The organism is Citrobacter sp. LJND-P06 (assembly GCF_058188415.1).
On sequence record NZ_CP187317.1, the window covers coordinates 4,060,355 to 4,072,815 of the forward strand.

Genomic DNA, 12,461 nt, shown 5'->3' on the forward strand with positions numbered 1-12,461 from the left:
ATTTTCTGGAAATAATTTACAAAGGCTGTAGTGCCCGTCATCTGTACGCTCTGGTTTTTACTTTGTCCTACGTCAATAAAATCGTAAACATCCTTGATGCAAATCACTACATATAGAACTTAAAATGCACGCCGACCCAATATGTTGTATTTATCGTCTACAATTGCATCAACCACAACTGACCGTATAGTGCAGCTGTTGTGGATAAAATGGGTCAGGATTGCGGGAAGTCTTTGGATAGAGAGATGAATAAACCAAGGCATGCTTCCCCAGCCTCTGTGGATAACCTGTTCTTATAAATATGGAGTGATCATGACACCGCATGTGATGAAACGTGATGGCTGTAAAGTGCCGTTTAAATCAGAGCGCATCAAGGAAGCCATTCTGCGTGCAGCTAAAGCAGCGGGAGTCGATGACGCAGATTACTGCGCCACCGTCGCAGAAGTCGTTAGCAACCAAATGAATGAGCGCAGTCAGGTCGATATCAACGACATCCAGACCGCGGTTGAAAACCAACTGATGTCGGGTCCGTACAAACAACTCGCCCGCGCCTATATAGAGTATCGCCACGATCGCGATATTCAGCGCGAGAAGCGTGGTCGCCTGAACCAGGAAATCCGCGGTCTGGTCGAGCAAACCAACTCCGCACTGCTCAACGAAAACGCCAACAAAGACAGCAAAGTGATCCCGACCCAGCGCGATCTGCTGGCCGGTATCGTGGCTAAACACTATGCGCGTCAGCATCTGCTGCCACGCGATGTGGTACAGGCGCATGAGCGTGGTGATATTCACTATCACGATCTCGACTACTCCCCGTTCTTCCCGATGTTCAACTGTATGCTGATCGATCTGAAAGGCATGCTGACGCAGGGCTTTAAGATGGGTAACGCGGAGATAGAACCGCCAAAATCCATCTCCACTGCCACGGCGGTCACCGCGCAGATCATCGCCCAGGTTGCCAGCCATATTTATGGCGGCACCACCATTAACCGTATTGATGAAGTGCTGGCCCCGTTTGTTACCGCCAGCTTCACTAAGCACCGCAAAACCGCTGAAGAGTGGCAAATCCCGGATGCAGACGGCTATGCGCATTCCCGTACCGAGAAAGAGTGCTATGACGCATTCCAGTCTCTGGAGTACGAAGTGAACACGCTGCACACTGCCAATGGGCAGACGCCGTTCGTGACCTTTGGTTTTGGCCTTGGCACCAGTTGGGAATCGCGTCTGATTCAGCAGTCCATTCTGCGCAACCGTATTGCGGGTCTGGGCAAAAACCGCAAAACCGCGGTATTCCCAAAACTGGTGTTTGCGATTCGTGATGGCCTGAACCACAAATTTGGCGATCCTAACTACGACATCAAACAACTGGCGCTGGAGTGCGCAAGCAAGCGCATGTACCCGGACATCCTGAACTACGATCAGGTGGTGAAAGTCACCGGCTCGTTCAAAACCCCGATGGGTTGCCGCAGTTTCCTCGGTGTCTGGGAAAACGAAAACGGCGAGCAGATCCACGATGGTCGTAACAATCTGGGCGTCATTAGCCTGAACCTGCCGCGCATCGCGCTGGAAGCCCACGGTGATGAAGCGACATTCTGGACACTGCTGGAGAGCCGTCTGGCGCTGGCGCGTAAAGCGCTGATGACCCGTATCGCCCGTCTTGAAGGGGTTAAAGCACGCGTCGCGCCCATCCTCTATATGGAAGGTGCCTGCGGTGTGCGCCTGAAAGCAGACGATGACGTTTCTGAAATCTTTAAAAATGGCCGGGCGTCCATCTCACTGGGCTATATCGGTATCCATGAAACCATCAATGCCCTGTTTGGCAACGAGCATCTGTACGACAGCGAAGCACTACGTGCCAAAGGTATCGCCATTGTGGAACGCCTGCGTCAGGCTGTCGATCAGTGGAAAGAAGAAACAGGTTACGGCTTCAGCCTGTACAGTACGCCGAGTGAAAACCTGTGTGACCGCTTCTGCCGTCTGGATACCGCCGAGTTCGGCGTGATTGCTGGCGTGACGGACAAAGGCTACTACACCAACAGCTTCCACCTCGACGTCGAGAAGAAGGTCAACCCGTACGATAAGATCGATTTTGAAGCGCCGTACCCGCCGCTGGCGAACGGGGGTTTCATTTGCTACGGCGAGTACCCGAACATTCAGCACAACCTGAAGGCGCTGGAAGACGTCTGGGATTACAGCTATCAGCACGTGCCATATTACGGAACCAACACGCCGATCGACGAATGCTACGAGTGCGGCTTTACCGGTGAGTTTGAGTGCACCAGCAAAGGCTTTACCTGCCCGAAATGCGGCAACCACGATGCCGCGCGCGTCTCAGTGACGCGTCGCGTATGCGGTTATTTAGGTAGCCCGGATGCACGTCCGTTTAACGCCGGTAAGCAGGAAGAAGTGAAGCGCCGCATTAAACATTTGGGTAACGGGCAGCTCGGTTAATCTTCCGTTTGCAATACGTAGATGCCGGATGGCGGTGCAAGCACCTTATCCGGCCTACAACGACTACAACGACCCGGCTTAACGCTTTCACATATTAATACGTTTTTCGCAAAGCAATTGGCGCCAGGACAAGGCGGCAAACGAATGAATCCCGGGGAGCTTACTTAAGTAAGTGACCCGGGTGAGTGAGAGCAGCCACCGCAGTAATGGCGTCAATTGAGAAGCGAAAATGCAATACCATCAATATTATCCTGTCGATATCGTTAATGGCCCCGGCACACGCTGCACCCTGTTTGTTTCAGGGTGCGTCCATGAATGCCCCGGCTGCTACAACAAAAGCACCTGGCGCGTGAACTCAGGAATGCCGTTCACCGCAGAAATGGCCGACCGCATTATCGCCGATCTTAACGACACGCGCGTCAAACGCCAGGGCATTTCGCTCTCCGGCGGTGACCCGCTGCATCCACAAAACGTACCGGACATTCTCAAGCTGGTGAAACGTATCCACGCGGAGTGCCCGGGTAAAGATATCTGGGTGTGGACTGGCTATAAGCTCGATGAACTCGACGCCGCGCAAAGGGAGGTTGTGGATCTTATCAACGTGTTGGTTGACGGTAAGTTTGTGCAGGATTTAAAAGACCCGGCGCTTATCTGGCGCGGTAGTAGTAATCAGGTTGTGCATCACCTGCGTTAATCTGAAAGCCGTTTATCCGCATGGTGGTAAACGGCGAGGTTTTCTCTTACCCATCCCGACTCTCCGTACCGTTATCTGAGTAGATAAGGTATCTGAATCATCGTTCAGCGGGAGAAAACATTTCCCCCGCCAGGATAAGACAATTAACGAAACTTCTTATGGTTCTCGTTGCGCGTGGTTTTTAGCGCTTCTGCCGCGGCTTTCGCCTCTGTCACTTTGCCTTCATTTGCCAGTTTAAGCGCACCGTCGATCTGACCGACCAGCGTCTCTAAGCCTTGACGGTAATCTTTCATTTCCGGGCTGTCAGGGGATTTGTTTTCCAGTTTCGGTGGCGTGGCTTTTTGGGCATCCAGCGCGGCGGTGCGCATTTTGGTTAACGCATCTTTCAATTCCGTTGCGTTATCCGTTTTCTCGACCACTTTCAAATTGTCGTTGAGGATCCCCATGTCATCTTCAAGATCGGCCGCAAACACATTGGCCGAGCTCAGCACGAGAGATGACACAGCCAGCATCGCTAACAGGTTTTTACGCATTGCTCACTTCCTTTTTATTATTGAAGTTTATGGCGCGGCAGGTCGCGCCATTTGAGACTACTGCCCGGCGATTTTCATCTCCGGTAACAGCACTGAACCACACTGTATATTGCTACGCATTTCAATATCATCACCGACGGTCACAATATTGCGCCACATCTCTTTTAAGTTACCGGCAATGGTGATTTCGCTCACCGGGTACTGAATTTCACCGTTTTCGACCCAGAAGCCCGCCGCACCACGGGAATAGTCGCCGGTAATGCCGCTCACGCCTTGTCCCATCAGCTCAGTAACCACCAGACCCGTACCCATCTGTTTCAGCATCTGCTCAAAACTCAGGCCCTGTCCGGCAATACGCCAGTTGTGAATGCCGCCCGCGTGCCCGGTGCTTTTCAGCCCTAATTTACGCGCCGAATAGTTGGTCAGCAGCCACTGGGTCAGTATGCCATCTTTAACGATATCACGACGTTCCGTACGTACGCCTTCGCTGTCGAACGGTGAAGAGGCCAGCCCTTTCAGCAGATGCGGGTGCTCTTCGATGGTCAACCACTCTGGCAGGATCTGTTTGCCCAGCGAGTCGAGCAGGAAGGTGGACTTGCGATACACCGAGCCGCCCGCAATGGCGCCAACCAGATGGCCAAACAGCCCGGTCGCCACTTCATTGGCAAAGATAACCGGCGCTTTCATGGTAGACAGTTTGCGCGGCGCCAGACGAGATAAGGTGCGGCGTGCGCACTCCGCGCCCACCCATTCCGGCGTTTGTAAATCGCCCAGGGCACGGCCAATGGTATACGCGTAATCACGCTCCATTTCGCCATTCTCTTCCGCGATAACACAGCTTGAAAGCGAATGACGGGTGGAGCAATAGCCCTGCAACATGCCGTGGCTGTTGCCAAACACTTTAATGCCGTAGTGGCTGTTAAAGCTGCCGCCTTCGGTATTGGTAATGCGTTTATCCGCCTGCAGGGAAGCCTGTTCCGCACGCGCCGCCAGTTCAATGGCTTCATCCGGGGAGACGTCAGCGGGATGGAACAGATCGAGGTCTGGCGCGTCAAAAGCCAGCAGCTCTTTGTCTGCCACGCCTGCACACGGATCCGGCGACGTATAGCGGGCAATATCCAGCGCCGCCTGAACGGTACGCGCAATTGCCTGCAGGCTTAAATCGGTGGATGACGCGCTGCCTTTACGGTTCTGGTGATACACGGTGATGCCCAGAGCGCCATCACTATTGAATTCTACGTTCTCCACTTCACCATAACGGGTGCTTACGCTGATACCGGTAGTCTTACTGACGGCGACTTCCGCACCATCCGATTTGCCTGACGCTAACTCCAGCGCTGTCGATACCGCTTCTTCCAGAATCTTACGCTGCGCTTCAACTTGTGAGATTACTTTCATCGCAAATGCCATAATGTAGAGAGAGTTTCTCTGAAGTCTAACAGAGAACCGTTTTTCAGTGCGCATCTTAACTGGTAACATTAGCCTCTTTTTTTAAAGGAGCCTGACATGACTAAGCAGCCCGAAGACTGGCTCGACGACGTTCCCGGTGATGACATCGAAGACGAAGACGATGAAATTATCTGGGTCAGTAAAAGTGAAATTAAACGTGACGCCGAGGAGTTAAAACGCCTGGGTGTGGAACTGGTGGAATTAGGGAAAAACGCGCTGGATAAAATCCCGCTCGATGCGGACCTGCGTGCAGCCATTGAACTGGCCCAGCGTATTAAAATGGAAGGCCGCCGCCGTCAGTTGCAGTTGATTGGTAAAATGTTGCGCCAGCGCGATGTCGATCCGATCCGCCAGGCACTGGATAAGCTGAAGAATCGCCACAACCAACAGGTTGTGCTGTTTCACAAGCTTGAACACCTTCGCGATCGTCTGATTGATGAAGGGGATGAGGCAGTAGCGGAAGTACTGAACCTGTGGCCAAACGCCGACCGTCAGCAACTTCGTTCTCTGGTTCGCAATGCCAAAAAAGAGAAAGAAGGTAACAAGCCGCCGAAGTCGGCTCGTCAGATCTTCCAGTATCTGCGTGAGCTGGCAGAAAACGAAGCGTAATTCCGTTCAGAATGCCTCAGCAACGCTGGGGCATTATTGTTTATGGCGCCATGACGCGCTGGCATAAATCCGCATTGAAGCGCGCATAGTGAGATTCCGCTAGCGGCTCAGGGTAACTCAGCACCATTAACGCATGCCCGGCCACGCCCGAATGATACGCCGGATGCGTGTGCGGCCATGGATTCGCAAAAAATCCCATCGATTCGTAAAACCGCAGCCGTTTTTCGGCGATTTCCGTCGTCAGTGGATCAATTTCCAGAATCGTCATTGGTGAACGCGCAAGAATGTGCCCTAGGATGATTTTGCCATACCCCTGCGAGCGCAAGGCCCCGTCAATCGCCAGATGTTCAACGTAAACGTAGTCGTCAAACGTCCAGCATCCGCTCAGACCCACAAACAAATCCTCTTCAAACCACCCTTCCAGGGCGTAATGCGGGCTGGCAATCGCCTGTTGCTTCGCGTGCATCTCCCGCTGTTCATGCCAGGGGAAAGCCGTTGAGTACAGCGCGTCCAGACGCTGAAAGAGCGTCGATTCTGTTGATGTTATTTTTTTACAGGTCAGCATATCAGGTGTTGAAAAAGTGAATGACAACCCGCGCACTGCCGTGCGCGGGAGAGAGGATTAATTAATCAGGTGCGCGATTTCATCATAATCGACTGACGGCGGCGACTGGCGCAACCCCCGCGTCATATACAGCAGCCAGGCAAATCCAACCGCCAGCCACACAAGGCCCACTTTTAACGCATCCGGCGCTAAGTTCGTCCACAGCCACACCGACATCCCTACGCCCAGTAACGGCAGCAGACCATAGTGAAACAGCGCAGCGACACCACGGCGTTGTTGGTTGATCAGGAAGTATTTGATGACGCTGAGATTCACAAAAGTAAACGCGACGAGCGCCCCAAAACTGATCATCGAGACAACAAGATCCAGACTCAGCTCCAGCGCCGTCAGGGAAACCAGCGCCACAAAAATAATCGCCCGATACGGCGTATGGAAACGCGAATGCAGATGGAAAAAGATTTTTCTCGGCAATACGCCTTCACGTCCCATGGCATAGAAGATACGCGATACGCCGGTCTGCGCCGTCATGGCAGAGGCATAAACGCCGGTCAGGTAAGCCGCCATAAAGAAGTTGTACATCCATTTGCCACCCACTTTTTCTGACACCACCAGACTTGCGGTATCCTGAACCGGGATCAGCGATTGCCAGTCCGGGTAGATCAAATGCGCGGCATACGACACGGCAATAAAGATGACGCCCGCCAGCAGGACGGTAATGATAATGGCGCGAGGTAACGTCCGTTTCGCATCATCGGCCTCTTCCGCCATTGTCGCGATAGCGTCAAACCCCAAAAACGCCAGACAGAGCACCGCCGCACCGGCCAGTAATCCGCCCAGATGCCCACTGTCTACTAACAGAGGACGCAGCAGCGCATCCGGACTTAAATCGGCCTGGCTAAAAGAAAGGGCGATAAACAGCACGATAAAAATTAACTGTGCCGCGATTAATGTGAAATTAACGGATGTCATCAGTCGTACGCCAAGAATATTCAGCAGACTGACCGAGATAATAGATGCCAGAACAAAGACAGGAGCCGGGATCGCCGGGAATGCTTCGTGCAGGAAGATGCCTAAAACAAGATAATTCAGAATTGGCAGGAATAAATAATCAAGGATCTGCGCCCATCCCACTAAGAATCCCATTCTGCCGCCAAAACTGCGCTGAACATAGGAATAAGCAGAACCTGCCAGCGGCAGCGCGCTGGTCATACGACAGTAACTCAACGCAGTAAACAGAATCGTCGCAATCGTCACGAGGTAAGCAACGGGCAAATGCCCTTCACTGAGGACAGTCACCTGTCCGTAGGTGGTAAATACTCCCAGCGGAACCATATACGCCAGACCAAATGCGACCAGGGCCGGTGTTTTAAGCACTCTTCGTAGCTGATGTTTTTGTGGCATTCCCGTATCATCTCCTGGCGCTGTTAAAAGGCACCGTTGAAAGGTTTATTTATAATAAAAAAAAGACCGCGAATTTTTACATATGAGTTGAATTTTGAAAAGCATAATAAGCGTTCTATTCATATAAAATTGTTTACATTAATTTTATTAATTTATTTCATATGTAAATCTGTAGAACGCCGAAAACAAAATGAATTCGAGGGTATTTATTCTGTTTAAATACAACTTTATAAATAGATAAGCCTGTTTGCGTAACAGAAACAGGCTGTTTATTTCACACTATCAGGCGTCCTGCCAAACCACTTTGCCGCCGACAACCGTACGCAACACGCGCGTTTTGAATAAGGTTTCCGGTGGATTGCTGAAGATATCGTCTTTCAGAACAATCAGATCGGCCAGTTTGCCCGGTTCGAGAGAGCCGACCTCATCGTCACGGGCAATCATGTAGGCCGCATCGATCGTGGCAGAGCGCAATACTTCGGTCAGTGTTAAATTGCGGTCATTATCAAGACGTGGCCCCGCTGGGTTGCCTTCGGCATCCCACGCCCGGCGCGTCATGGCAATTTGCAGGTTATACCACTCATCAAGGCGGTCGATTGGCCAGTCACTGCCATACGCCAGACGTGCGCCAGCATCAAGGAATCGCCCTTGCGGTTCAAGATGCGGGAATCGCTCTTCACCCAGCATGGCGCGCTCTTCCTCAATCAACACTGCGGGTAATCCCGCCCACTGATAGGAGAGTACCGCCGTGACATCCAGCTTCGCAAAACGGGCATACTGATGCGCCGCCGCAAGCTCATTGTGCGCAAGACCCGGACGGACGTCTTTCTGCGGCCAGGCCTGACGCATCTCCTGCAACGCATCAAGCGCCATCTCTATCGCCCCTTCCGCCACCGTATGCATATGCGGGTGAACGCCGGTACGTCCGCACTCTTTCACCAGCGCAGTAAATACCTCGGGGGTGAAGTAGAGATCGCCATAGTCTTCTGTCGGCTGCCAGTCAGGGTGTGCGTGCGTCCCTCTGTTTTTACGGTAAGGCTGAAGCAGCGATGCGGTCATGGTCGGGGGCTGGAGCACGCCATCGACAAAGAACTTCACATGGCTGACGCCAAAGCCAGGCGCGGGCTGCCACACCGGATCATTCCAGCGTTGGTTAAAGTCGACAAGTTCATCCAGTGCGCGGGCGGCATCCTGTGGGCCCGCAACGCTGTCCGGCGTAATTTCACGCGCGCCGCACATTCGAAGGGTTAACTCGCCGCTATCACGCAGCACGGCAAACGCCTTCAGTTGCTCTTCGTAAACCCGGGTATCCATGACCGTGGTCACGCCCTGCTGATTCAGCACCCGCTGAACATGACGGGCAATCAGCACGCACTGTTCCGGCGTACCGGTGGGAATGCTATCGAAAGCGCGCATGGCTGGCGCATCTTCGAGAATCCCGTTTAAACGCCCCTCTTCATCCCGGCCGATTTTGCCATCCGCAGGAACCGGGGTTTCTTCGGTGATGCCCAGCATCTCCAGCGCGCGGCTGTTGGCTGCCAGCGTATGGCAGTCATTGGAAAAAAGCACCACCGGGCGGCGCGTGTTCAGCGTATCCAGCGATTGGCGACACATGTCAGCACCGGCCGGGATCATCGCCTGGCGCTGCCACGCGCGCACGGATAACCAGTCGTCTTCTTCCTTCAGCGGATCCTCATCAAGGTGCTGCTGGAGAAGCGTCAGCGTCTCTTCCACGGTCAGCGCCGCATAGTTCAGATTACAGCCGCGAAGCTGCTTTCCCCCCCAGAATGGATGCATATGACTATCGATAAGTCCTGGCAGCACGACCCTTTTTTCCAGGTCGATCACGTCCGTTTGCGCCCCCGCCAGCGCCAGCAGTTCATGACTGCTGCCGACAGCGGTGATATAGCCTTGTTTGATGGCGATAGCTTCACAAAATTGATCGGACTTATCTGCCGTATAAATTTTACCGTTATGGTAAATCACATCGGGATTCAGGGAGTCAGGCATCATGAAGGGGGTTCCGGGATCCGTTAATCATCGTAAAACGAGTAAAAAAAGCCTTCGCAGCCAGGGCGAAGGAATAAAAAAGGCCAGCAGGATTACGCTGGCCATTATGACATTACATTCGGTCGATCACTGCTGCGCTTTCGCCGCGAGTTTGTCTAACAGTTTTTGATGGATCCCACCGAACCCACCGTTACTCATCACCAGAATATGGTCGCCTGGCTGGGCAGTTTTCACCACCATATCCGCTAATGTATCCACATCGGCATGCCAGTGCGCAGGCTGTACACACGCTTCTGCGACTTCCGCGACCTGCCACGGAATGTGTTGCGGTTGCAGCAGGAACACTTCATCCGCGCGTCCTAACGCCGGTGCCAGATCGTCCTTGCAAACCCCCATCTTCATGGTGTTCGAGCGAGGTTCCAGTACCGCGATGATCCGTGCTGTGCCGCCCACTTTACCGCGCAAAGCGGCAAGGGTCGCGAGAATGGCCGTTGGATGATGCGCAAAATCATCATACACCGTCACACCATTGGCCTGCCCGCGCAGTTCCAGACGGCGACGCGCATTGACAAACGATCCCAGCGCGTTAGCCGCGTCAGCCGGCAGCACGCCTACGTGACGTGCGGCGGCAATCGCCATCAGCCCGTTATGCATGTTGTGTTCGCCAACCAGCGCCCACTTCACTTCACCCACTTTCTCGCCGTCCAGCCACACTTCCCACTCAGACGCTTCGGTGTTCAGTTTTTTCGCCTGCCAGTGGCCCTGCTCGCCGACCAGTTCCTGTTCACTCCAGCATCCCATCGCCATCGTCTGCTTCAGGTTGATGTCGTTTTCCGGCCAGATGATCTTCCCTTGTCCCGGGACGATACGAACCAGATGGTGGAACTGTTTCTGGATCGCTTTCAGATCGTCAAAGATATCCGCGTGATCGAACTCGAGGTTATTAAGGATCAGCGTACGCGGGCAGTAGTGAACGAACTTGGAGCGCTTGTCGAAGAACGCGCAGTCGTACTCGTCAGCCTCGATGACGAAGAATTCGCTCTCGCCGAGGCGAGCGGAGATGTCAAAGTTTCCCGGCACGCCGCCAATCACGAAACCCGGTTTGTAACCGCAGACGTCCAGAATCCAGGTCGCCATCCCCGCCGTGGTGGTTTTGCCGTGCGTCCCCGCCACCGCCAGCACCCAGCGATCGCGCAGAACAAAGTCATGCAGCCACTGTGGGCCAGACATGAAAGGAATGTTTTTTTCCAGCACCGCCTCAACGCAGGGATTACCACGGGTCATGGCATTGCCGATGATGACCAGATCCGGCTGCGGGTCGAGCTGGCTGGCATCGTATCCCTGAATCAGAGAGATGCCCTGATTCTCAAGTAAGGTGCTCATCGGCGGATACACATTGGCGTCCGAACCGGTAACTTCATGACCGAGCGAGCGCGCCAGCATCGCCAGACCGCCCATGAAAGTGCCACAAATTCCCAAAATATGAATGCGCATACGTCACTATCCTTTTTTAATCTGGGAGCCATTTTACGCACATGTTATGCGACTGAGAAATGTATTTCAGGCGATTCCGTAGTTTGCTGGCGCGATTCACCTAAGCGCGGCCCCGCGAATATTTGTTAAGATTGCCTCGGTCGCTTTACTCCACATTGATTGCAGGGAAAGTGTTATGAAAACGTTAGGTGAATTTATTGTCGAAAAGCAGCACGAGTTTTCTCATGCTACGGGTGAACTCACTGCTTTGCTGTCGGCGATAAAACTGGGCGCCAAGATCATCCACCGCGATATCAACAAAGCCGGACTGGTCGATATTCTGGGTGCCAGCGGTGCTGAGAACGTACAGGGCGAAGTTCAACAAAAACTCGATCTGTTCGCGAACGAAAAACTGAAAGCTGCACTGAAGGCGCGTGATATTGTTGCCGGTATCGCCTCTGAAGAAGAAGATGAAATTGTCGTCTTTGAAGGGTGTGAACACGCGAAGTATGTTGTCCTGATGGACCCCCTGGACGGCTCTTCCAACATCGATGTGAACGTCTCTGTCGGCACAATCTTCTCCATTTACCGCCGTGTTACGCCTGTTGGCACACCGGTGACCGAAGAAGACTTTCTGCAACCTGGCAACAAGCAGGTCGCTGCGGGTTACGTCGTTTACGGTTCCTCAACCATGCTGGTCTATACCACCGGTTGCGGCGTACATGCCTTCACCTACGATCCTTCTCTCGGCGTTTTCTGCCTCAGCCAGGAGCGTATGCGCTTTCCGGCAAAAGGCAGCACCTATTCCATTAACGAAGGCAACTACATTCGTTTCCCGATGGGCGTGAAGAAATACATCAAGTTCTGCCAGGAAGAAGACAAGCCAACACAGCGCCCGTACACCTCGCGCTACATTGGTTCCCTGGTGGCGGATTTCCATCGTAACCTGCTCAAAGGCGGGATCTACCTCTACCCAAGCACCGCCAGCCACCCGGACGGGAAACTGCGTCTGCTGTACGAATGCAACCCGATGGCGTTCCTGGCTGAGCAAGCCGGTGGCAAAGCCAGTGACGGCAAAGAGCGCATTCTGGATATCACCCCGGAAAGCCTGCACCAGCGTCGTTCGTTCTTCGTCGGTAACAACCACATGGTTGAAGACGTCGAACGCTTTATCCGCGAGTACCCGGACGCGTAATCCCTGTCGTTGAAAAGGCCCGATAGCGCTTCGCTTATCGGGCCTGTCTCTGATGTCGAACGGTAGGTCGGCTAAGCGTTA

Annotated in this window: 10 protein-coding genes; 4 read left to right on the top strand and 6 right to left on the bottom strand. The window is 53.4% G+C overall.

Annotated features, from left to right (window positions below; genetic code table 11):
- The first annotated feature begins 312 nt into the window (after nt 1-312).
- Both nrdD and nrdG read left to right on the top strand, forming a co-directional pair.
- The gene (gene nrdD, locus ACO7SM_RS19200; protein ID WP_490468831.1) at nt 313-2,451 is read left to right on the top strand and encodes an anaerobic ribonucleoside-triphosphate reductase; all 2,139 of its coding nucleotides are present in this window, start codon (nt 313-315) and stop codon (nt 2,449-2,451) included.
- 229 nt (nt 2,452-2,680) lie between these two features.
- Nucleotides 2,681-3,145 (top strand): anaerobic ribonucleoside-triphosphate reductase-activating protein, encoded by a 465-nt coding sequence (gene nrdG / locus ACO7SM_RS19205; RefSeq protein ID WP_490468832.1) that lies wholly within the window; start codon nt 2,681-2,683, stop codon nt 3,143-3,145.
- Nucleotides 3,146-3,288: 143 nt separating this feature from the next.
- On the opposite strand, the gene cybC is transcribed toward nrdG, so the two are convergent.
- Together cybC and pmbA are read right to left on the bottom strand one after the other, a co-directional pair.
- Nucleotides 3,289-3,678, bottom strand: a complete 390-nt coding sequence (gene cybC / locus ACO7SM_RS19210) for a cytochrome b562 (protein ID WP_490468833.1) — start codon at nt 3,676-3,678, stop codon at nt 3,289-3,291.
- Nucleotides 3,679-3,735: 57 nt separating this feature from the next.
- Nucleotides 3,736-5,088: a metalloprotease PmbA gene (gene pmbA, locus ACO7SM_RS19215; RefSeq protein ID WP_490468834.1), complete on the bottom strand. Its 1,353-nt coding sequence runs from the start codon at nt 5,086-5,088 to the stop codon at nt 3,736-3,738.
- A 96-nt stretch (nt 5,089-5,184) separates the two neighbouring features.
- Between pmbA and yjgA the strand changes: the two genes are divergently transcribed.
- Nucleotides 5,185-5,736 carry a ribosome biogenesis factor YjgA gene (gene yjgA / locus ACO7SM_RS19220; RefSeq protein WP_490468835.1) on the top strand — a complete coding sequence of 184 codons (552 nt, stop codon included), beginning with the start codon at nt 5,185-5,187 and terminating at the stop codon, nt 5,734-5,736.
- A gap of 40 nt (nt 5,737-5,776) precedes the next feature.
- Here the strand turns inward: yjgA and ACO7SM_RS19225 are convergent, their stop codons facing one another.
- From ACO7SM_RS19225 to mpl, 4 genes are all read right to left on the bottom strand, one after another.
- On the bottom strand, nt 5,777-6,301 hold the full coding sequence (locus ACO7SM_RS19225) for a GNAT family N-acetyltransferase (protein ID WP_490468836.1): 525 nt from the start codon (nt 6,299-6,301) through the stop codon (nt 5,777-5,779).
- Between the two features lie 57 nt (nt 6,302-6,358).
- Nucleotides 6,359-7,702, bottom strand: a complete 1,344-nt coding sequence (locus ACO7SM_RS19230; protein WP_490468837.1) for an APC family permease — start codon at nt 7,700-7,702, stop codon at nt 6,359-6,361.
- A 282-nt stretch (nt 7,703-7,984) separates the two neighbouring features.
- A complete protein-coding gene (locus tag ACO7SM_RS19235; RefSeq protein WP_490468838.1) occupies nt 7,985-9,715 on the bottom strand; it encodes an amidohydrolase in 1,731 nt (576 codons plus the stop codon).
- Nucleotides 9,716-9,838: 123 nt separating this feature from the next.
- Nucleotides 9,839-11,206: a UDP-N-acetylmuramate:L-alanyl-gamma-D-glutamyl-meso-diaminopimelate ligase gene (mpl, locus tag ACO7SM_RS19240; RefSeq protein WP_490468839.1), complete on the bottom strand. Its 1,368-nt coding sequence runs from the start codon at nt 11,204-11,206 to the stop codon at nt 9,839-9,841.
- 175 nt (nt 11,207-11,381) lie between these two features.
- On the opposite strand from mpl, the gene fbp reads away from it, so the two are divergent.
- The gene (gene fbp / locus ACO7SM_RS19245; protein WP_192610863.1) at nt 11,382-12,380 is read left to right on the top strand and encodes a class 1 fructose-bisphosphatase; all 999 of its coding nucleotides are present in this window, start codon (nt 11,382-11,384) and stop codon (nt 12,378-12,380) included.
- Nucleotides 12,381-12,461: the final 81 nt, after the last annotated feature.

Coding starts and splice junctions, on each gene's coding strand:
- mpl (WP_490468839.1), bottom strand. CDS start 11,206: ATGCGCATTCATATTTTGGGAATTTGTGGCACTTTCATGGGCGGTCTG.
- pmbA (WP_490468834.1), bottom strand. CDS start 5,088: ATGGCATTTGCGATGAAAGTAATCTCACAAGTTGAAGCGCAGCGTAAG.
- ACO7SM_RS19230 (WP_490468837.1), bottom strand. CDS start 7,702: ATGCCACAAAAACATCAGCTACGAAGAGTGCTTAAAACACCGGCCCTG.
- yjgA (WP_490468835.1), top strand. CDS start 5,185: ATGACTAAGCAGCCCGAAGACTGGCTCGACGACGTTCCCGGTGATGAC.
- fbp (WP_192610863.1), top strand. CDS start 11,382: ATGAAAACGTTAGGTGAATTTATTGTCGAAAAGCAGCACGAGTTTTCT.
- nrdG (WP_490468832.1), top strand. CDS start 2,681: ATGCAATACCATCAATATTATCCTGTCGATATCGTTAATGGCCCCGGC.
- ACO7SM_RS19225 (WP_490468836.1), bottom strand. CDS start 6,301: ATGCTGACCTGTAAAAAAATAACATCAACAGAATCGACGCTCTTTCAG.
- cybC (WP_490468833.1), bottom strand. CDS start 3,678: ATGCGTAAAAACCTGTTAGCGATGCTGGCTGTGTCATCTCTCGTGCTG.
- ACO7SM_RS19235 (WP_490468838.1), bottom strand. CDS start 9,715: ATGATGCCTGACTCCCTGAATCCCGATGTGATTTACCATAACGGTAAA.
- nrdD (WP_490468831.1), top strand. CDS start 313: ATGACACCGCATGTGATGAAACGTGATGGCTGTAAAGTGCCGTTTAAA.